The organism is Halostella limicola (assembly GCF_003675875.1).
GTDB classification, from domain to species: Archaea; Halobacteriota; Halobacteria; order Halobacteriales; family Natronoarchaeaceae; genus Halostella; species Halostella limicola.
In genome coordinates, this window is the sequence record NZ_RCDI01000001.1 from 788,983 (window position 1) to 809,315 (window position 20,333).

The 20,333-nt window shown below is 68.7% G+C and carries 20 protein-coding genes and 1 pseudogene; 15 read left to right on the forward strand and 6 right to left on the reverse strand.

The window, feature by feature from the left end:
- Window positions 1-5: 5 nt before the first annotated feature.
- The 5 genes from D8670_RS04945 to D8670_RS04965 all read left to right on the forward strand — a co-directional run bounded on the left by D8670_RS04945 (window position 6) and on the right by D8670_RS04965 (window position 5,058).
- Window positions 6-1,769: an ATP synthase subunit A gene (locus D8670_RS04945; RefSeq protein ID WP_121816967.1), complete on the forward strand. Its 1,764-nt coding sequence runs from the start codon at window positions 6-8 to the stop codon at window positions 1,767-1,769.
- A 2-nt stretch (window positions 1,770-1,771) separates the two neighbouring features.
- Window positions 1,772-3,190, forward strand: coding sequence for an ATP synthase subunit B (locus D8670_RS04950; protein ID WP_121816968.1), 1,419 nt, complete (start codon window positions 1,772-1,774; stop codon window positions 3,188-3,190).
- Between the two features lie 135 nt (window positions 3,191-3,325).
- Entirely contained in the window at window positions 3,326-3,856 is a 531-nt protein-coding gene (locus tag D8670_RS04955; RefSeq protein ID WP_233752200.1) for a Brp/Blh family beta-carotene 15,15'-dioxygenase, read from the forward strand.
- An 83-nt stretch (window positions 3,857-3,939) separates the two neighbouring features.
- Window positions 3,940-4,632: a V-type ATP synthase subunit D gene (locus D8670_RS04960; protein ID WP_121816970.1), complete on the forward strand. Its 693-nt coding sequence runs from the start codon at window positions 3,940-3,942 to the stop codon at window positions 4,630-4,632.
- Window positions 4,633-4,671: 39 nt separating this feature from the next.
- Complete coding sequence (locus D8670_RS04965; protein ID WP_121816971.1) at window positions 4,672-5,058, forward strand: DUF6276 family protein; 387 nt, start codon at window positions 4,672-4,674, stop codon at window positions 5,056-5,058.
- On the opposite strand, the gene D8670_RS04970 is transcribed toward D8670_RS04965, so the two are convergent.
- From D8670_RS04970 to prf1, 3 genes are all read right to left on the reverse strand, one after another.
- Window positions 5,050-5,868: a helix-turn-helix transcriptional regulator gene (locus tag D8670_RS04970; protein WP_121816972.1), complete on the reverse strand. Its 819-nt coding sequence runs from the start codon at window positions 5,866-5,868 to the stop codon at window positions 5,050-5,052. The genes D8670_RS04965 and D8670_RS04970 overlap by 9 nt on opposite strands.
- Window positions 5,869-5,917: 49 nt before the next feature.
- The gene (locus D8670_RS04975; RefSeq protein ID WP_162994193.1) at window positions 5,918-6,709 is read right to left on the reverse strand and encodes a helix-turn-helix transcriptional regulator; all 792 of its coding nucleotides are present in this window, start codon (window positions 6,707-6,709) and stop codon (window positions 5,918-5,920) included.
- A gap of 255 nt (window positions 6,710-6,964) precedes the next feature.
- On the reverse strand, window positions 6,965-8,218 hold the full coding sequence (prf1, locus tag D8670_RS04980) for a peptide chain release factor aRF-1 (protein WP_121816974.1): 1,254 nt from the start codon (window positions 8,216-8,218) through the stop codon (window positions 6,965-6,967).
- A 203-nt stretch (window positions 8,219-8,421) separates the two neighbouring features.
- Between prf1 and D8670_RS21785 the strand changes: the two are divergent.
- Window positions 8,422-9,267, forward strand: a pseudogene (locus D8670_RS21785) (MinD/ParA family ATP-binding protein); the annotation flags it as partial.
- Between the two features lie 697 nt (window positions 9,268-9,964).
- Here D8670_RS21785 and argS read toward each other — a convergent pair.
- The gene (gene argS / locus D8670_RS04990) at window positions 9,965-11,776 is read right to left on the reverse strand and encodes an arginine--tRNA ligase (protein WP_121816975.1); all 1,812 of its coding nucleotides are present in this window, start codon (window positions 11,774-11,776) and stop codon (window positions 9,965-9,967) included.
- A 140-nt stretch (window positions 11,777-11,916) separates the two neighbouring features.
- Between argS and D8670_RS04995 the strand changes: the two genes are divergently transcribed.
- A complete protein-coding gene (locus D8670_RS04995) occupies window positions 11,917-12,111 on the forward strand; it encodes a cold-shock protein (RefSeq protein ID WP_121816976.1) in 195 nt (64 codons plus the stop codon).
- Window positions 12,112-12,180: 69 nt separating this feature from the next.
- Here the strand turns inward: D8670_RS04995 and D8670_RS05000 are convergent, their stop codons facing one another.
- On the reverse strand, window positions 12,181-12,465 hold the full coding sequence (locus D8670_RS05000) for a DUF7577 domain-containing protein (RefSeq protein ID WP_121816977.1): 285 nt from the start codon (window positions 12,463-12,465) through the stop codon (window positions 12,181-12,183).
- 110 nt (window positions 12,466-12,575) lie between these two features.
- On the opposite strand from D8670_RS05000, the gene D8670_RS05005 reads away from it, so the two are divergent.
- From D8670_RS05005 to D8670_RS05030, 6 genes are all read left to right on the forward strand, one after another.
- The gene (locus D8670_RS05005; RefSeq protein ID WP_162994194.1) at window positions 12,576-13,001 is read left to right on the forward strand and encodes a DUF7988 family protein; all 426 of its coding nucleotides are present in this window, start codon (window positions 12,576-12,578) and stop codon (window positions 12,999-13,001) included.
- Window positions 13,002-13,322: 321 nt separating this feature from the next.
- Complete coding sequence (gene twy1, locus D8670_RS05010) at window positions 13,323-14,303, forward strand: 4-demethylwyosine synthase TYW1 (protein ID WP_121816979.1); 981 nt, start codon at window positions 13,323-13,325, stop codon at window positions 14,301-14,303.
- A gap of 129 nt (window positions 14,304-14,432) precedes the next feature.
- Window positions 14,433-14,972 carry an iron transporter gene (locus D8670_RS05015; RefSeq protein ID WP_121816980.1) on the forward strand — a complete coding sequence of 180 codons (540 nt, stop codon included), beginning with the start codon at window positions 14,433-14,435 and terminating at the stop codon, window positions 14,970-14,972.
- A gap of 215 nt (window positions 14,973-15,187) precedes the next feature.
- Entirely contained in the window at window positions 15,188-15,892 is a 705-nt protein-coding gene (locus D8670_RS05020) for a DUF120 domain-containing protein (RefSeq protein WP_121816981.1), read from the forward strand.
- A 1-nt stretch (window position 15,893) separates the two neighbouring features.
- Window positions 15,894-16,562 (forward strand): 3,4-dihydroxy-2-butanone-4-phosphate synthase, encoded by a 669-nt coding sequence (gene ribB / locus D8670_RS05025; RefSeq protein WP_121816982.1) that lies wholly within the window; start codon window positions 15,894-15,896, stop codon window positions 16,560-16,562.
- Window positions 16,563-16,642: 80 nt separating this feature from the next.
- Window positions 16,643-17,572, forward strand: coding sequence for a branched-chain amino acid transaminase (locus D8670_RS05030; RefSeq protein WP_121816983.1), 930 nt, complete (start codon window positions 16,643-16,645; stop codon window positions 17,570-17,572).
- Window positions 17,573-17,900: 328 nt separating this feature from the next.
- On the opposite strand, the gene D8670_RS05035 is transcribed toward D8670_RS05030, so the two are convergent.
- On the reverse strand, window positions 17,901-18,446 hold the full coding sequence (locus D8670_RS05035; RefSeq protein ID WP_121816984.1) for a CDP-2,3-bis-(O-geranylgeranyl)-sn-glycerol synthase: 546 nt from the start codon (window positions 18,444-18,446) through the stop codon (window positions 17,901-17,903).
- 146 nt (window positions 18,447-18,592) lie between these two features.
- Here D8670_RS05035 and D8670_RS05040 point away from each other — a divergent pair, with 146 nt between their 5' ends.
- Window positions 18,593-19,429, forward strand: coding sequence for a proline dehydrogenase family protein (locus D8670_RS05040; protein WP_121816985.1), 837 nt, complete (start codon window positions 18,593-18,595; stop codon window positions 19,427-19,429).
- A gap of 42 nt (window positions 19,430-19,471) precedes the next feature.
- Window positions 19,472-20,122 carry a DUF502 domain-containing protein gene (locus tag D8670_RS05045; RefSeq protein ID WP_121816986.1) on the forward strand — a complete coding sequence of 217 codons (651 nt, stop codon included), beginning with the start codon at window positions 19,472-19,474 and terminating at the stop codon, window positions 20,120-20,122.
- Window positions 20,123-20,333: the final 211 nt, after the last annotated feature.

Below are 20,333 nucleotides of genomic sequence, written 5' to 3' on the forward strand. Positions count from 1 at the left end.
CAACTATGAGCCAAGCAACAGACGCAGACGTCAGCGAAGATGGCGTCATCGAAAGCGTGAGCGGTCCCGTCGTGACCGCCACGGACCTCGACGCCCGGATGAACGACGTGGTGTACGTCGGCACGGAAGGGCTGATGGGCGAGGTCATCGAGATCGAAGGGAACGTCACGACCATTCAGGTGTACGAGGAGACCTCGGGCGTCGGTCCCGGCGAGCCCGTCCAGAACACGGGCGAGCCGCTCTCCGTAGACCTCGGCCCGGGGATGCTGGACTCCATCTACGACGGCGTCCAGCGCCCCCTCGACGTCCTGGAGAACAAGATGGGCGCGTTCCTCGACCGCGGCGTCGACGCGCCCGGCATCGACATGGAGAAGACCTGGGAGTTCGAGCCCGAGGTCGAGGAGGGCGACGAGGTCGGCCCGAACGACATCGTCGGCACCGTCCCCGAGACCGTCACCATCGACCACAAGGTGATGGTGCCGCCCGACTACGAGGGCGGCGAAGTGGTCTCCGTCGAGTCCGGCAACTTCACCGTCGAGGAGACGGTCGTCGAACTGGACAACGGCGAGGAGATCCAGATGCACCAGGAGTGGCCGGTGCGCGAGGCGCGCCCGGCCGAGGACAAGAAGTCGCCGACGGAGCCGCTCGTCACGGGCCAGCGCATTCAGGACGGCCTGTTCCCGCTCGCAAAGGGCGGCACCGCGGCGATCCCCGGCCCGTTCGGGTCCGGGAAGACCGTCACCCAGCAGCAACTCGCCAAGTGGTCCGACGCGGACATCGTCGTCTACATCGGCTGCGGCGAGCGCGGCAACGAGATGACCGAGGTCATCGAAGACTTCCCGGAGCTGCCGGACCCCCAGACCGGGAACCCGCTGATGGCCCGAACCTGCCTCATCGCCAACACGTCGAACATGCCCGTCGCGGCCCGCGAGTCCTGCATCTACACCGGGATCACCATCGCGGAGTTCTATCGCGACATGGGCTACGACGTCGCGCTGATGGCCGACTCCACCTCGCGGTGGGCCGAGGCCATGCGCGAGATCTCCTCGCGGCTGGAGGAGATGCCCGGCGAGGAGGGGTACCCCGCGTACCTCGCCGCGCGCCTCAGCGAGTTCTACGAGCGCGCCGGCTACTTCGAGAACATCAACGGGAGCGAGGGCTCCGTCTCCGTCGTCGGGGCCGTCTCGCCGCCGGGCGGCGACTTCTCCGAGCCGGTCACCCAGAACACGCTGCGCATCGTGAAGACGTTCTGGGCGCTCGACGCCGACCTGGCCGAGCGCCGGCACTTCCCGGCGATCAACTGGAACGAGTCGTACTCGCTGTACAAGGACCAGCTCGACCCCTGGTGGAAGGAGAACGTCGAGGAGGACTGGCCGGACGTGCGCCAGTGGGCCGTCGACGTGCTCGACGAGGAGGCCGAGCTCCAGGAGATCGTCCAGCTCGTCGGTAAGGACGCCCTGCCCGACGACCAGCAGCTGACCCTGGAGGTCGCGCGCTACCTGCGCGAGGCGTTCCTCCAGCAGAACGCCCTGCACGACGTCGACACGTTCTGCCCGCCGGAGAAGACCTACCAGATCGTGCAGGCGATCAAGACGTTCAACGACGAGGCGTTCGAGGCGCTGGAGGCCGGCGTCCCGGTCGACGAGATCCAGGACATCGACGCGGCACCGCGCCTGAACCGCATCGGCACGACGCCGGACGACGAGGCCGAGGAGTTCATCGCCGAACTCGAGGCCGACATGAAAGAGCAGCTCCGGGAGAAGTACTAACAATGAAAGAGTATCAGACGATCACGGAGATCAGCGGTCCGCTGGTGTTCGCCGAGGTCGACGAACCGATCGGTTACGACGAAATCGTCGAGATAGAGACGCCGCAGGGCGAGACCAAGCGCGGACAGGTACTGGAGTCGAGCGACGGCCTCGTCTCGATCCAGGTGTTCGAGGGCACCTCGGGCATCGACCGCAACGCCTCGGTGCGCTTCCTTGGCGAGACGATGAAGATGCCCGTCACGGAGGACCTGCTCGGGCGCGTGCTCGACGGGTCCGGCAACCCGATCGACGGCGGGCCGGAGATCGTCCCTGACGAGCGCCGCGACATCGTCGGCGCGGCGATCAACCCGTACGCCCGCGAGTACCCCGAGGAGTTCATCCAGACGGGCGTCTCGGCCATCGACGGCATGAACACGCTCGTGCGCGGCCAGAAGCTGCCGATCTTCTCGGCGTCCGGCCTGCCGCACAACGAGCTCGCCCTCCAGATCGCCCGTCAGGCGACCGTTCCCGAGGACGCCGGCGAGGACGACGAGGACTCCGAGTTCGCGGTGATCTTCGGCGCGATGGGTATCACCGCCGAGGAGGCAAACGAGTTCATGGACGACTTCGAGCGGACGGGCGCGCTGGAGCGCTCGGTCGTCTTCATGAATCTCGCGGACGACCCCGCCGTCGAGCGGACGGTCACGCCGCGGCTTGCCCTGACCACCGCCGAGTACCTCGCGTTCGACAAGGGGTACCACGTGCTGGTCATCCTCACGGACATGACCAACTACTGCGAGGCGCTGCGCGAGATCGGCGCGGCGCGCGAGGAGGTCCCGGGCCGCCGTGGCTACCCCGGGTACATGTACACGGACCTCGCCCAGCTGTACGAGCGCGCCGGCCGCATCAAGGGTCGCGACGGGTCGGTCACGCAGATCCCCATCCTGACGATGCCCGGCGACGACGACACGCACCCGATCCCGGACCTGACGGGGTACATCACCGAGGGGCAGATCATGATGGACCGCGACCTCAACAGCCAGGGCATCAAGCCCCCGGTCAACGTCCTGCCGAGCCTCTCGCGCCTGATGGACGACGGTATCGGCGAGGGCCTGACCCGCGGCGACCACGGCGACGTCTCCGACCAGATGTACGCCGCCTACGCCGAGGGTGAGGACCTGCGCGACCTCGTGAACATCGTCGGTCGCGAGGCGCTCTCCGAGCGCGACAACAAGTACCTCGACTTCGCAGACCGCTTCGAGGAGGAGTTCGTCCAGCAGGGGTACGACACCAACCGCGACATCGACGAGACGCTGGAGCTCGGTTGGGACCTGCTGTCGACGCTCCCGAAGACGGAGCTCAACCGCGTCGACGAGGAGCTCATCGAGGAGCACTATCGCGAGGACGAGACCGCCGAGACCGCGCAGGTCGAGGCCGAGTAACCGCTTTCGACGGCTCGCCTTCTTTCGGACGCCGATTCGAGAGCGGTACGGCCACTTACAGATGTGACACTCGCTACCGCACCCCGCGTTTAGGTGAATCGAATCCTAAGCCGCCGATATGTCCGATCGAGAGGGGTGAGAGTCCTCTACGTCGACCCGGACGGGGAGGCGCGGCGTCGCGCGCGGTCGAAGTTGGGGGTCGCTGGGGTGGAAGTGCGTTCGGCGGCGACGGCGGCGGACGGACTCGGCGGGATCCGGGCCGCCGGCGTCGACTGCGTGGTCAGCGAGTGCCGACTGCCCGACCACGACTGCGTGGACCTGTACCGGGGCGTCCGCCGGATCGCTCCGGGCGTCCCGTTCGTCCTGTTCACGGACGACGAGTGCGCCTCGGGCGCGGCGTCCGAGATCGACGACCGCGCCGCCGGGGCGCTCCGGGCCGGGCGTCCGAGCGACGCGCTCCGGCGGTTCGCCCGCGAGCCCGCGCCGCTCACCGCCCTCTCGATCGCGTTGCTCGGGGGGTTCGCCGTCGCCGTTCCGGCCTCGCCGGAGTCGCCGCTCGAACTGACGGCGCTCTACCTCGCGTTCGTCTCGGTGCTGACCCTTCCCCACGTCGTCGTCGTGGCGCTGATGGACCGCGCGGAGGGGGTGTGGCGGCCGGCCGGGTGACCGCCCGTGTCGCCGGTCGAACGCGCCCCGAATCGCCGAGACTGTAAACAGTTATCCGTCAGGGGCCGCAACGGCTAACCAAGATGGCCAAGGACGTCAAACCCACTCGGAAGGAGCTGATGCGCATCGAGGAACGCATCGAGCTCTCCGAGCGGGGGCACGACACGCTGGAGAAGAAGCGGGACGGCCTCATCATGGAGTTCATGGACATCCTCGACCAGGCGCAGGACGTCCGCGGAAACGTCGAGGCCAACTACGAGGACGCCCAGAAGAAGATCAACATGGCCCGCGCCATGGAGGGCGACGTCGCGGTCCGCGGGGCCGCCGCCGCGCTGAAAGAGCACCCCGAGATCACGACGGAGTCGCACAACATCATGGGCGTCGTCGTCCCGCAGATCGAGTCGAGCAAGGTGAAAAAGAGCCTCGACGAGCGCGGCTACGGCGTCGTCGGCACCAGCGCCCGCATCGACGAGGCGGCCGAGGCCTACGAGGAACTTCTCGACTCCATCATCCTCGCGGCCGAGGTCGAGACGGCGATGAAGAAGATGCTCGACGAGATCGAGAAGACCAAGCGCCGCGTCAACGCCCTGGAGTTCACGCTCCTGCCCGAACTCCGCACGAACCAGGAGTACATCGAGCAGAAACTGGAGGAGCAGGAGCGCGAGGAGATCTTCCGCATGAAGAAGATCAAGGCCAAGAAGGAGGAAGAGGAGGACGAGGAGCGCGCGGCCGAGGCCGCCGAGCGCGAGGACGAGCGCCTCCCGGCCGACGACTGACCGCCGCACCCTTTTTACCGTTCGTCGCGACTACCCCGTATGGACTGTCCGGACTGCGGAGCGCCGACCGTCGCGTTCTCCGTATCGCCCGACCTCCGCGAGTGCGCGCCGGGGGACGGGCCGGCCGCCGCGATCTGCACCGACTGCCTCGCCGTCCTCCCCGCCGCTGAACCGGCCGACGACCCGGCGTTCGACGACGTGAGCGGCGCCTTCCCGTCCGGCCCCGCCGCGGTGCCGACCGCACTGCTCGTCGGCCTGCTCTCGTCGCTGGCCGTCAACCGCGACGCGATCGAGCGCCTCGTCGGGCGCGTCGAGGCGGCCGGCGCGGACCCGCTACTGGTCGTCGATCGGCTCGCCGCCGACCCGGACCTCTCGCCGGCCGTCGACCTCGACCGCCGGCGACACCAGCTAGAACAGTTACTCTGAGGCGACCGGCCGCCCCTGTCGCTCGCTCCGGACCGCGTCGCTCACGTCCGCGGCGTCGGCGCGGTACCGCTGGTACGTCTCCCACGCCCACGCGGCCGCCGCCGGCGTGTCGTTGCTGACGACGCCCTGAAGCTCGCCGTCGTCGCCGTACGTTACGACGTGGGTTTCCCATCCGTCGTCGGTCTCCCCGAGGACGAGCCCGAAGGGGACGCCCGTCGTCACCAGCGGCGTGAACCCCTCGTCGACCATGGTCGCGATCCGGTCGGCGTTCGGGGGAAACAGCTGCTCGGCGAGCGACGCTTCGAGGACCATCTCCACGTCCGTGCCGGCCTTGAGGACCGCCTCGCACAGGCGGTCGAAGCTCCGCGGCTGGCTGATGACCGGAGCGAGGACGTAGACGCGCGAGGCCGCATCGAACAGGTCCCGTACCTCCGACAGCGGGCGGCTCCGGACGCGCTCGGACGCCTCGGCGGCCGTCGCTCCCCCGACGAGCCGGAGGTCGAGCGGCGCGTCCGACGACACCGCGCGGAGCGGCTCCGCGACCGCGCGGAGGTCGCCCGCCGCCGCCAGCATCGCGTCGGTGAGCGACGCGGCGAGCCGGCCGGTCGACGTCAACCGGTAGCCCCGATCGGTCCGCGCCACCAGCCCCTCGTCCGCCAGCTCCCGGAGCGCCCGGTCGACGGTGGAGCGGGAGACGCCGAGCGTCTCGACGAGGGCCCGCTTCTCCCGGGGGGCGACGCGGAGCGCCACGAGAAACTCGTGACGGTTGCACAGCGTCCGAACGAGGTCGGAGACGGCGTCACGGCCCATGTGTCGCCCTGTACATCCGGGAGGGTGTTAGAACTGGTGGCCGCCGCGGTCAGTCCGCGGGGGGCGGTAACTCGGTCGCAGTCGCGCGGTAGCGCCGGTAGACGCCCTCGGCCCACTCGACGGCCTCGGGCGAGTCGTTCACAACGGCGCCGCGGAGGTCGCCGTCCTCGCCGTACGTGACGACGAACGCGTGCGCGTCGCCGTCGCCGTACGCGATCCCGAGGCCGTACGGGAGGTCGTCGGCGACGTACACCGACAGCGTCTCCCGGCGGTTCGCCGCTTCGATCGCGTCCGCGCGGTTCGCCCGGAGGTGCTGCGCGACCCGGTCCGCGACGACGAACTCGGCCCGGAGGTCCCCCCGTAGCACCGCGTCGGCGATGTCGTCGATCGACTCCGGGACGGCGACCGACGCGGAGAGCCCCAGAAACTCATCGGCGTCGGTCGCCAGTTCCGTGATCCGCTGGATGGGGCGAAACGGGGTCGGCGGCTCCGCCAGGTAGACGGTCGCGCCCCGCACCATCGCCGGGCTCATCTCGGCGGACGGGTCGACGCCCGCCAGGACGGCCTGAGCGTCGCAGCTGTCCTCCAGTCCGGCGACGAACTCGCGGTACTGCCGAGCGACGAGCCGGCCGGTCGTCGACGCCGTGTACTCCCCGTCGACGCGCGTGAGGAAACCCAGTCCCTCGAGTTCGCGGAGCGCCCGGTTCACGGTCGACCGCGAGACGGAGAGGTCCGCCACCAGCCGCTCTTTCCCTGCGGCCGAGTCGGCGAGGTAGTCGAGCACCTCGATCCGGCGCGCCAGCACGTCGACGACGTCCTTCTCTGGGTCCGTCGCTGTCATTCCGTGGCTTCGCCATCTATCACGTGCGACCATAAAACCACGAGGCCGTCGAGTGAGATTCGCCACGGGACGCCGCGTAAGTATCCGCGGCGCTCCCGGACGCGACCGGACGGTAGTCGTCGACAACCGGTGTCCGTCGTCGCATCGTCGGACCGCCCGCAATGACTGACGAGGCGACTGAGCGGACGGCGAGACGGACGCTTCTCAAGGTCGCGCGCGCAGGAGAGTAGCGTCTTAGACGCCGGTGGAGTAACCTTAGACGCCGGTGGAGTAACGAAGCAGGCCGGCGACGCCGCCGAAGGCGTCGTACAGCTGCTCGCCCTTCTCGAAGTCGGTGGAGATGAACTTGGTCTCCGTGCCGCGCTGTTCGGCGATGGCGATGAGGTGGTCGATGGCGTCCTCGCGATCGCCCTCGTCGGCGCCGACGGTCTCCCCGCACTCGCTGCAGGTGTGGTCGGGCGTGTTCTTGCGGCGGTCGAGCACCTCCCGCTCCTCGTGGCCGTTGGGGCACTCGTAGGTGACCACGTCCTTCCGGAGGTCCTCGCTGATGAGGAGCGTCTCGACGGAGCCCATGATGAGGTTGCGCCGGGTCTGATCGAAGCCGTAGGTGGCCTCGTCGCCGGCGTGGAGCTCCTTGAAGAAGTCCTGCATCAGGTTCTTGTCCTTCATCACCTCGGCGTCGGCCAGCGCGTCCTCCGCGGCGTCGACGAGGTCGTAGAGGCCGGACTCGTCGGTGTAGGAGACGTCGAACTTGCCGAGCACGGAGTCCTGCAGCTCGTGGTGGAGGTAGTCGCCGTCGAGGAACTCGTCTTTGGTCGGCGAGGGGCCGCCGACGAGGATACCGTCTAACTCGTGGCGCTTCTCGACGAACAGGTCGTTGGCCATGCCGGCGACCTCCTGGTAGAAGTTGTCGATCGCCTCGAGGCGCAGGCGGGCGAACCGCTGTGCGGACTGGCCACCTTTGCGCTGCTTGCCGGGGACGAGCGACGAGGCGGACTTGACGGGTTCGACGCGCTTGCCGCGGAGCCACCCGACGTTGGCCTCGCGCCGGTCGAGGACGATCAGGCCGTACAGCCCCTTGTCCGCGAGCATCTCCTCCAGGGGCTCGGTGAGGAACTCCGAGTCGCAGTGGTAGCGGAACGACTCGATCTCCATCGGCGGGCTCTCTAACACCTTCGTGATCATGTCGGTCTGGCCGCCGCCGGCGTCGACCGCGCCGGAGAAGATGACGACGCCGTTCTCGGGCGGGTAGGTGTCGAAGTAGCGGAGCCGCGACTTGATCGAGGAGAGGGCGTCCTGGACGTTCGTCCGGGTCTGCTTGGACTTGATGTTGCTCGCCTCGCTGTGTTCCTGCGTGACGTGCTGGACGACGGAGCTGATCTGCTTGTCGTCCGGGATGTAGATCGTGACGAGCTGCGTCCCCGACCCCTCGTACTCCTTCAGGTCCTCGATGACCTTCCGGAACTCGTATTTCTTCCGGTCGGACTGCTCGCTCTCCTGCTGGCTCATTGTCCGTTTTACGGCCCGGAGTGGCTAAGTATCCTTTGTCTTCCCGGGGGCGATAGGTCGAGCGTCCGGCGGAACGGCCGTCGCGGGCTCTCGTCAGTGTTCTCCTTCAAAACACCTCGTAGAAAGTTGATATTTCCGCCGGTCGCGGCCCCGGAGCTTACGATTTATAAAGCTCCCGCTACACAATCGGGATATTGACCAATATGTCTCACGAGACGGTTTACGCTATCGCGAGCGGGAAGGGGGGCGTCGGCAAGACGACGACCACGGTGAACATCGGCACGGCGCTCGCGGGGGCCGGTAACACCGTCGCCGTCGTCGACGCGGACCTGGGCATGGCGAACCTCGCAGGCCTCGTCAGCCTCTCGCCCGACGCGACGACGCTCCACGAGGTGCTCGCCGGGGAGGCGTCCGTCGAGGAGGCGACGTACGAGCTCGCGGACGGCATCGCCGCGGTCCCCAGCGGCGCAGACCTGGAGAGCTACGCCGACGTCGACGCCACCGGGCTGCGAGACGTCGTCGCGCGGCTCCGCGAGGAGTTCGACTACGTCCTGCTGGACGTGGGCGCGGGCGTCAGCCACGAGTCGGTGCTTCCGCTCGGCCTGGCGGACGAGGTCGTGCTCGTGACGACGCCCGAGCCCGCCTCCGTGCAGGACGCGTCGAAGACGGCTAACCTGACCGCGCGCGCCGAGGGGCGCGTCGCGGGCCTCGTCATCACCCGCGTCCGCGACGACCGGAACTTCGACTTCGAGGGCATCGCGGAACGGGTCGGCGTCCCCCTGCTCGGCACCGTTCCGGAGGACGACGCGGTCCGGGACTCGGTCTACTCCGGCACGCCGGTCGTCGTCGACGCCCCCGACAGCCCGGCGGCGGCCGCCTACCGACGCATCGCGGAGCGACTCGTCGGCGCCGACGAGGACGAGGCGGCATCCGAGGCGGGAACCGACGCCGCGTCGAGCGCCGAAAGCGACGCGGCGGCCGAACCGGCGGACTCGGCCGCCGGCGACGACGGCGTCTCGACCGCCATCTCCGGCGTAGAGGGCGACGAGGGAAACGAGACGAGTGACGAGGCGACGGGGACCGCCGACGCCGCGACCGACGCGGACGAGACAGGCCACAGTGCGGCGGATGACGAGACCGACGCCGCGTCGAGCACTGAAAGCGGCGCGACGGCCGAGACGCAGGACGACGCAACGGTCGAAGCTGATCCGACGGGAGCGACGACCGACGCCGATTCGGAGACGGTCCCGAACGCGGAGAGCGACTCGGACGCAGAGACTGACTCAGATGTGGAGACGGACTCTGCTGCGTCCCCGACTGCTGACCCCGCCGATGCTCCGGAAAGCGCGACCGCCGACGCGTCGGCGAGCGAGGAGGGCGTCACCATCCCGGACGCGGAGGAACCGGACGACGGCGAGGACGACGCCGACGGCGTCACCATCTCCGAGGCGGAAGCGGCCGAGGAGGACGAGGACATCGACGAGGACGCGATCCCGTTCAGCGACCGGGAGTCGACGCCGACCGGCGTCGGCGACGAGGAGGAAGAGGACGACGAGGACGACGACGGCGGGTTCTTCGGTCGCCTCCTCGGCTGAAACGGGAACCTTCAACAGGGAGTTTCGCCAACCCGGTGGTATGGCTGACTCCGACAACTCCGTTCCGATCGGCTGGATACTACTGTTCGTGCTGCTCGTGCTCGGCTCGATGGTCGCGGCGATAACCTTCGTCGGCGGGAGCGTCTTCTAGCTACATCGACTCCGGCGCTTCGACGCCCAGCACGTCGAGCGCGTTGCCGACCGCGTGTCTCGCTGCGAGCACCAGCGCGAGCCGCGCGTCCCGCAGTTCGTCGTCGACGTCGTCGGCCAGCACCGGGCACTCGCGGTAGAAGGCGTTGAACCGCTCGGCGAGCGTCCGGGTGTAGGTGGCGACGACGTGCGGTTCGAGGTCCTCCGCCGCCTCCTCGACCACGGCGGGGAAGCGCGCGACCGTCCGGAGCAGGTCGCGCTCGTACTCCGTGTCGAGCAGGTCGGCGTTCAGGTCGTCGAGGCTCGGGCGGCCGGCAGCCTCGCTGTCTCGCGGGCCCTGCCCGCTCGACGCCTCCGAGGCGCTACGCGCCTCGTCTATGATCCCGCAGCACCGCGCGTGGACGTACTGGACGTAGGGCGCGGACTGGGCCTCGAAGTCGAGCGCGCGGTCCCACTCGAAGGTGATCGCCTTGGTCGGCTGCTTCGAGACGATGTCGTAACGCACCGCGCCGATGCCGACCTGCCGGGCGATCCGGTCGACGTCCTCGTCGGTGAGGTCGTCGTCGCGGATGCGGTCGTCGAGGCGTTTCTCTACTTCGTCGCGTGCGCGTGCGACGGCCTCGTCGAGGAGGTCGTCGAGGTCGACGCCGGTGCCCTCGCGGGTGCTCATCTTCCCCTCGGGCAGGTTCACGTATGAGTAGAGCACCTGCCGGAGCTGGTCGGTGTCGTTCCCGAGCAGTTCGAGCGTCGTCCGGAGCTGCTCGGCCTGGAGCTTGTGGTCCTCGCCGAGGACGGTGACGGCCCGGTCGTAGTTGTCGAACTTCCACTCGTGGTGGGCCAGGTCGCGCGTAGGGTAGAGGCTGGTGCCGTCCGAGCGCAGGAACACGAGGTTCTTGTCGATGCCGTGGTCCTCTAGGTCGAGCTGCCAGGCGTCCTCCTCGTAGACGGCCTCGTCTAAGTCCTGCAGGCGGTCGACCAGGTCGTCGGTCGAGCCGTCGAACATGAACTTCGTCTCCTTGACGAACTCGTCGAACTCCGCGGGGAGGCGTTCGAGGCACTCGCGCATGCCGCCGAGCACCTGGTCGACGACCTCGCTGACGCGCTCGTAGGTCTCCTCGTCGCCCGCCTCGAGGCCCTGCATGATCGACTCGATCTCGGCCTCGGCCTCCTCGACCTCGTCGGCGTCGCCCGCTTCCAGGAACGCGTTGCCCTTGCGGTAGTAGCGCACGAGGTCGTACTCGATGCGGTCGCGCTCGGGCGCCGCATCGAGGTCTGCCTCGTCGAACGTCTCGTACGCCCACGTGAACACGGCCATCTGCCGGCCCGCGTCGTTGACGTAGTAGTGGCGAGAGACGTCGTAGCCCGCGTAGTCGAGGGAGTTGGCGACGGCGTCGCCGACGATGGGGTTGCGCGCGCGGCCGACGTGGACCGGCCCCGTCGGGTTGGCGCTCGTGTGCTCGACGACGACCGAGGTGTCTTTCGGCTCCAGGCGGCCGTAGTCGGCGTTCTGGGCCTCGTCGAGCGTGTCGGCGAAGTAGCGGTCGCTCGGGAGGAAGTTGACGTACGGCCCCTGCGGGACTGCGTCGGCGACGTACTCGTACTCGCCGGCGTCTACCTGCTCGGCGACGTCGACGGCCACCTCGGGCGGCGGCGCGCCGACCTCGCCGGCCAGCCGGAAGGCGACGCTCGAAGCGAGCACGGCGTCGACGTCTTCCGGCGGCTCCTCGATGCCGAGGTCGTCGGTCGGGAGGTCGAGCGCGGAGAGTGCCGCCTCCACCGCGTCCTCGACCTCCTCGCGGACGGCTAGGAACATACGCCCCCGTTTACGGGCCGGGAGTATAGGGGTGACGGGTTGGCCCGACGCGGCGTCGCCGGCCGCGTCGGGGGGTCGACCCTCGTGGTAACGTTTCTCTCAGAAGGGTTATACGTGGAGCGCCCCTCGTGTTATTCGTAATGGCGCAAGGAACTGTTGATTTCTTCAACGACACTGGCGGTTACGGCTTCATCGACACCGAGGACGCGGACGACGACGTTTTCTTCCACATGGAGGACGTTGGCGGCGAGGACCTCACCGAAGGCACTGACATCGAGTTCGACATCGAACAGGCCCCCAAGGGCCCGCGCGCGACCAACGTCGTCCGGCAGTAATTCGACGCTCGCGCTCGTAGACTACCGTTTTTCTGGAACTACCGACCGGCGAGCGGCCGCGATCGCTTCTCATAGCTGTTCGGCGCAGCGCCGGCAGAACGCGAACTCCGCTCCGTTTTCGGCCCCGCAGGACCGACAGAACACTCTCTGGAGGCCCTGCGAGTCCGCGTCGTCGTCTTCCGGCGGCGCGGGACCGTACTCCTCGTCTTCGGTGTAGCGGTCCAGCTCGCCGGCCCGTCGCTTCCGGAGGCGCTCGCGGCCGTCGCGGACGATGCCGACGAGGACGCGGACGCTGGCCGCGAGGGCGACGAGGTACGCGACAGCCAGCGCGAGGCCGTACAGCGCGCCGAGCATCTCGCGTCGAAATCGGGCCGCGATCGCCTTACGTACTGTGCCGACGTGTATTAGCAACCTGCCGACCCGCGAGCCGCGTCTTTATCACTACGGACCGCACCGTGACGAACGTGCCACCGAGAGACGCCGTCACGCGGCGGGCGATCGTCGACGCCCACCGGGAGACGCTGGCCGCGACGGTCGACGCCGCTCGAACCGTCGCGGCGGCGTGGCCCGGCGAGACGGTACGAGATCCGAGTGCAGTCGCGGCTCCGCTCGAAGGGGAACTCCGGGAGCGGGGACTCGTCGAGGACCTGCTCGCGACGCTCGACACCGCCGCCGCGGCGATCGACGAGTCGATCCGGGGCGCGCCGGTGCCGGCTCCGCCGTACCTGTCCGTGACCAGCCGCGGCCCGGTCTGTCGCGCCACGCTGTCGGGCGGGGACCGGCTCGTGGTCGAGCCGGTGATGTTCGCCGTCGACCGCCGCCCGGCGCGGTACCGCTTCGCCGACCCGGACGTCGAGGAGTGTCTGCGCGTCCGTCTCAGGCCGGCGTGACCGCCGGGGAGGTGGAGGAACGGCCGTCGATCATGGGCGGCGCATCGAGGTCGGGCCCGGTGGGAGAAGGCTCGCCGCGGGGCGGTTCGTAGTTGCGGGGGAGGTCAGTCGCGGGGCGGTTCGTAGCTGCGTCCGAAGTTGAGCGTCGCCAGCAGCATGAGCCCGAGATTGAGGCCCAGCAGGGCGAGGCCGACGGCGAGGTCTACCATCGTCGAAGCTCTCGCCCCGGCGCATTTGTACTCGTCGCTTCCGCGGCGGAGAGACACGCGTTACCGAACGCCCGTCCGCACGGCTTATGCCGCTCGCTCCGAACGGACGAGTATGAGCGACAGCGAGGACGGGCCGGCCCAGGTCGGGTCCCCGAACTACCACAGCGAGAACCACACTGCGGCCCAGACCTGCGGGTGGACGGCGAACGCGATGCGGGGAGACGGGAAGTGCTACAAGTACATCTTCTACGGCATCGAGTCCCACCGCTGCATCCAGATGACGCCGGTCGTGAAGTGCAACGAGCGCTGCGTCTTCTGCTGGCGCGACCACGCCGGCCACGCGTACGAGCTGGGCGACGTGGAGTGGGACGACCCCGCGGCCGTCGCGGACGCCAGCGTCGAACTCCAGAAGAAGCTGCTCTCGGGGTTCGGCGGCAACGACGAGGTGCCCGACGAGGTGTTCGAGCAGGCGATGGAGCCGCGCCACGTCGCCATCAGTCTCGACGGCGAGCCGACGCTGTACCCGTACCTGCCGGAGCTCATCGAGGAGTTCCGCGAGCGCGACATCACCACCTTCCTCGTCAGCAACGGGACGAACCCGGAGATGCTGGAGCGCTGTGACCCGACGCAGCTGTACGTCAGCGTCGACGCGCCCGAGCGCCACACGTTCGACGAGGTCGTCAAGCCCGTCGACGACGGCGCCTGGGAGGACCTCGTCGACACGATGGACGTCCTCGCGGACAAGGACGACACCCGGACCGTCCTGCGGACGACGCTCGTGAAAGGCGAGAACATGCGGGACCCGGACTGGTACGCCGGGTTCTACCAGCGGGCCGACCCGGACTTCGTCGAGCTGAAGGCGTACATGCACGTCGGGCACTCGCAGGGCCGGCTGGACCGCGACTCGATGCCCGACCACGAGGAGGTGATGGCGTTCGCCGGGGACGTCGCAGAACACTTACCCGAACACGACGAGATCCGGGGCGTCCCCGAGTCCCGCGTCGCCCTCGTCGCCCGCGAGAAGGACACCTGGGTGCCGAAGCTCAAGAAGGGAAGCGAGTTCTGGGAGCGCGACCCGGTCGTCGGCGACTGATACGGACTGCTGTAACGATTTACCGGAGCAACCGCCGAACGAGTCGCGGTTGCTCTGGAGACGACTTACAGCAATCCGTATGACAGGTCCGGACCGTTTTGCCGCCGTCCGTCGTACTGCGGCCGAGCCATGAGCGAGAAGACCACCAGCGACGAGGTCGACGAACGGCAGTTAGAGCTCGCGAAACAGGAGGGCGAGGCGTACACCCGGTCGCTGGACTACATGATCGACGAGGTGGCGGAGACCGGCGACCTGACGACCGTCGACGACTACGTCGTCGGGTTCGCGCAGGAGGAAGCAGAGGGGATGTACGCGCCCACGGGGGACGGCGACCTGGAGTGGACGGAACCGGACGAGGAGAACTGCCACCTCGAAGTCGCGGTGACGGACGCCGCCGACGGCCGGTTCGTTCCGGAACTGACGGTGCGGGCGACGCTCTCGCCGGAGGAGGGCGATGACGTCGGCCCGTTCGAGGTACCGTTCATCTGGCACCCAGGGCTTCACCACTACGGGACGAACGTCGAGGTTCCGGGCGACGGCGAGTACGACATCTCCGTCGAGGTCGACCCGCCCGAGTTCATGCGCCACGACGAGGAGAACGGCGACCGCTACGCCGAACCCGTCGAGGTGACCTTCGAGGGCGTCGAGATAGAGACGGGACAGGACTGAGCGAGGCCCGCCCCCCGGTGCCGAGACGCTCCGAACGTGCTCCGCGACGCGCCGTGATGGGCCGCGGGGCATCTCTCCCGGCCGCTTGAACCGATGCGTTTAGGGGCGCCGCGTCCCTACCGAGAGACAACTCTCGTTCCGTTTCTTTACGTTCCAATTCTGGAACGCGTTCCATATTCGGTACGCTTATGGCGGCCGCTCGGCTAGTGTCGACTATGACAGACGCAGCGTCGCTCGCGGTGGGTCACGACGAACTCGCGGTGCTGAAGTTCCTCGCGCTCGACGGCGGCCTCGACGGCGAGGTGAAGACCACCTGTTCCGGGCTCGCGGACCGGCTCGATGCCTCGAACCAGACGGCGTCGCGGCGGCTCCAGCGACTGGAGGACGAGGGGTTCGTCGAGCGAGACACCGTCTCCGACGGGCAGTGGATCGCGATCACCGACGCGGGCGAGCGCGCCCTCCGCGGCGAGTACGAGGACTACCGACGCATCTTCGAGACCGACAGCGGCGTCGAACTCGACGGCACGGTCACCGGCGGGATGGGCGAGGGCCGGCACTACATCTCCCTGCCGGGGTACATGGAGCAGTTCGTCGAGCGCCTGGAGTACGAGCCGTTCGCGGGGACCCTGAACGTCGACCTCACCGACGCGAGCGTCCGCCGGCGCTCGGCGATGGCGTCGCTCGACCCGGTGCCGATCGACGGCTGGGAGGACGAGGAGCGCACCTACGGCCCGGCCGTCTGCTACCCCGCGTCGGTCGAGACCGCCGAGGACGAGACGTACGACGAGTGCCACATCGTCGCCCCCGAGCGGACCCACCACGACGAGGACCAACTCGAGATCATCGCCCCGGAGAAGCTCCGGGAGGCGCTCGGGCTGGCGGACGGCGACCACGTCACCGTTCGCGTCGAGGGGGCCTGAGATGACCCGACAGACCGCCGACGACGTGGCGGACGCCGTGGAGGCGTTCCGCGCCGGCCGCCCCGTGCTCGTCCACGACTTCGCCGACCGTGAGGGGGAGACTGACCTCGTCTACCCCGCGGGCGTCGTGACGCCGGAGGACGTCGCGCGCATGCGCAACGACGCCGGGGGGCTCGTCTGCGTCGCCCTCTCCCACGAGGTCGCGGAGGCGTTCGACCTCCCCTTCGCCGCCGAGACGATCGAACACCCCGCGGGGACCGACCACGACCTGGCGTACGACGAGCGCTCGTCGTTCTCGCTGACGGTCAACCACCGCGACACCTACACCGGCATCACGGACCAGGACCGGGCGCTCACCATCTCCGAACTCGCCTCCGCCGCCGACGGCGCCGACCGACTCGACGCCGACGACTTCGCCGAGACGTTCCGCTCGCCCGGCCACGTCCACCTGCTGAAGGCCGCGCCGCGCCTCCTCGACGAACGCAAGGGCCACACCGAACTCGGCCTCGCGCTCGCCGCCGCGACGGACCGGCCGCCCGCCGTCGTCGTCTGCGAGATGCTGGACGACGAGACCGGGCAGGCGCTCTCGCCTGCCGACGCCCGCGAGTACGCCCGCCGGAACGGCTTCCCCTACGTCGAGGGGTCGGCCCTCGTCGAGCGCCTGGGGTAGCTCTCGCCGCTGCGCTCGGTCGAAACGTCCAGTATCGAAAACCGTGAACACTCATTAGGGTGGGTGCCATTTCCCCCCGTATGAGCTTCGAGGACATGGACGTGGACACGATCTGGATGGACGGCGAGTTCGTCGACTGGGACGACGCCCAGATCCACGTCCTGACCCACGGCCTGCACTACGGCACCGGCATCTTCGAGGGAGTCCGCTGTTACGACACCGAGCAGGGCCCCGCCGTCTTCCGCTGGGAGGAGCACCTCGACCGCTTCTACAACTCGGCGAAGCCGTACGACATGGACATCGACTTCTCGCGGGAGGAGCTCACCGAGGCGACGCTGGAGCTCATCCGCCGGCAGGACCTCCAGTCCTGCTACATCCGCCCGCTGGCCTTCTACGGCTACAACAGCCTCGGCGTCAGCCCGAAGGACTGCCCGACCCGCGTCGCAATCGCCTGCTGGCCGTGGGGCACCTACCTCGGCGAGGAGGCGCTGGAAGAGGGCGTCGAGGTGATGGTCTCCTCGTGGCGCAAGCACGCCTCCAGCCAGATCCCCACGAACGCGAAGACGACGGGGCTGTACGTCAACAGCATGCTCGCCGGCGAGGAGGCCCGCCGCAACGGCTACACCGAGGCCATCGTCCTGAACAAGGAGGGACAGGTCGCCGAGGGCCCCGGCGAGAACCTCTTTCTCGTCCGCGACGGCGAGCTGTACACGCCCGGCCTCTCCCAGAGCATCCTCGACGGCATCACCCGCGAGAGCGTCATCGAGGTCGCAGAGGACCTCGGCTACACCGTCCACGACGACGCCACCATCTCCCGCGGCGAGCTCCACACCGCCGACGAGCTGTTCTTCACCGGCACCGCCGCGGAGGTCACCCCCATCCGGCAGGTCGGCAACGTCGAGATCGGCTCCGGCACCCGCGGCCCGGTGACCGAGGAGATCCAGCAGCGCTTCTTCGACATCGTCGAGGGCCCCACCGAGGGGTACGAGGACTGGTTCACGTTCGTCTAACGACCTTTGCGCTGTCGTTCGGAAATCGCAAAGCGATTTCCGCGATCTTCAAAAGAGCGCTGTGCGCTCTTTTGGACCTCGCCGAGCTTCGCTCGGCTCAGTGACGAGACGGCGAAGCCGTCTCGAACCACGCGACGCGAACGGCCGGCCGCGGGCCGGCACGTTCGCGAGGCTCGGCAAAAGCTCGACCAAAATCACTGCGTCGTCTGCCCGCGGGCCGCCGGCCCGCTTGCACGGTCCGAGGCGCCTTTGCCGCCTCGCTACTCTCGTCGCAGCGCCGAGGACGCTGCGGTGGTCGCCTTCGGCGACCCGAGGAGGAGCAAGGTCGTTACCAGGGCTCGTTCTTCAGTCCCAGCCAGTACGCGCCGACGTTGGTCGACACGTGCAGCAGGGGCGTGAGGACGAAGATGACGGCGAGCACGGGGAGCGTGAACGTGTCCATCGCCCAGCCGGGCGCGCCGAGGAAGGTCAGGACGAGCGCGCCGACAGCGAAGTCCAGCTGGTCGAGGCCGGGGAACGCCGCGCCGCGCTCGCGGCCGGTGCGGCGCTTGAGGAACGACGCGCCGATGTCGCCGAGCATCGCGCCGAGCGGCAGGGTGAGGACGGCCAAGGGCGGGAACGCGGGGAGGTCGACCCCGATGGCGCTCCCGACGTCGCCGGCGACCGCCGAGAGGACGAGCGCGAGCGCGGCACCGACGAGCGTCCCGACGGCGGTCCCGCGCCAGGTCTTGCCGTCGCCGAGGACCCGCCGGCCGCCCCAGGTCCGGCCGCCGTCGATGGGGCGGCCGCCGCCGGCCAGCACGGCGGCGTTGTTCGGCACGTAAGCGGGCAACATGACCCAGAACGCGAGGACGATGGCGTCGACTATCTCCATACGCGCCGACAGAACTCCCCGGGTCTTAATCGTCCGTGGTTTCGTCGGCGACGCTGGGCGGTCGCCCTCGCTCACTTCCGTCGGGCGGTCGTCCCCGACGGCGCGATTTGTAATGGATTAAAAGCCCCCCCGCCGAACGCCCGGATATGATCCCGCCGATCGCGAGCAAGTTCGTCGCGGGCGAGACGCCGGCGGCGGCGCTCGACCACGCGCGGCGACTGGACGACCGGAACGTGGGCACGATCCTGAACCTGCTGGGCGAGCACTACGACGCTCCGGGGCCGGCCGCGGCGGACCGCGACGCCTACCTGGCGCTGCTCGACGACGTCGCCGAGGCGGACGGGGACGTCTGCATCTCGGTCAAGCCCTCCCAGATCGGCCTCGACGTCGGCGAGGAGACCTTTCGCGACAACCTGCAAGCGATCGTCGAACGGGCCGGCGAGCACGACTGCTTCGTCTGGGTCGACATGGAGGACCACACGACGACGGACGCGACGCTCGACGCGTACGAGGAGTTCGCCCGCGAGCAGCCGGGCTGTGTCGGCGTCTGCCTGCAGGCGAACCTGAAGCGGACCCGCGACGACGTGGAGCGCCTCGCGGACGTTCCGGGGAAGATCCGCCTCGTCAAGGGCGCCTACGACGAGCCGGCCGAGGTCGCGTACACGGACAAGACGCGGGTGAACGACGCGTACCGCGAACTGCTCGCGTACGCCTTCGAGCACTACGACAGCGGGGTGGCGGTCGGGAGTCACGACCCCGAGATGATCGACTACGCCCGCGACCTCCACGAGGAGTTCGGCACGGACTTCGAGATACAGATGCTGATGGGCGTGCGCGAGGACGCGCAGTTCGAACTCGCCGAGGAGTACGAGGTGTGGCAGTACGTCCCCTACGGCGAGAAGTGGCTCTCCTACTTCTACCGCCGGGTGATGGAGCGCAAGGAGAACGTGCTGTTCGCCCTCCGTGCGATCCTCACCGGGTGAAACGAAAGGGCTAATCAGCCCTCTATCTCAATGGTGAGATACATGGCCTCCTGGAAGCGTGACTTCGCGAGCGGGCTCGTCGTTCTCGTCCCGGTGCTGATCAGCGCGTACGTTATCACCTGGATCTACGGTCTCGTCGCCTCCGTCACGCCGCAGGGGATCGTCAGCGCGGAACTGCTGAGGAGCTTCGGTATCGAGGGCGCCCGCACCGCCGAACTCATCCGGGTGATCGTCACCCTCTCCGTGTTCGTCGTCCTCGTGTTCGCGGTCGGCTACCTCATGCGTACGGCCGTCGGCGGCTTCTTCGAGGCCGCGGTCGACGACCTCGCCAACCGCGTGCCGGGGCTGCGCGTGGTGTACAACGCGTCGAAGATGGCCGCCGAGACCGCCCTCGGCGGCACCGAGGAACTGCAGACGCCGGTGAAGCTCGAACCCGTGCCGGGCATGCGCATGACGGCGTTCAAGACCGGCCGCGTGACCGAGGACGGCCGCGAGATCATCTTCCTGCCGACGTCGCCGAACATCACCACCGGGTTCGTCATCGAGGTCGACCCCGAGAACATCACCGAGACCGACGAGCGCGTCGAGGACGCGCTGACCCGGATCCTCTCCGCGGGCTTCGGCGACTCCGACCGCGAGGACCGCGGCATCCCCATCGACGTGATCGAGGGCGCGGTGAACGACGACGACTGACGACGACCTTTTTCCCGCTCGGGTTCGCCCGCGAAGCGGGCGAACCACTCGCGGCAAAAAGCTCGGCCACAAAGTCCGGGCACTCCCGCCGGTCGTGCCCGGGGAACCGCTCGCTTCGCTCTCGGATGCTCTCAGAGACCGCCTGCCCTTCCCCGTCCGCACGAACGAAGTGAGTGCGGATTCGGAAGACGCAAAGCGTCTTCCGGCGAGT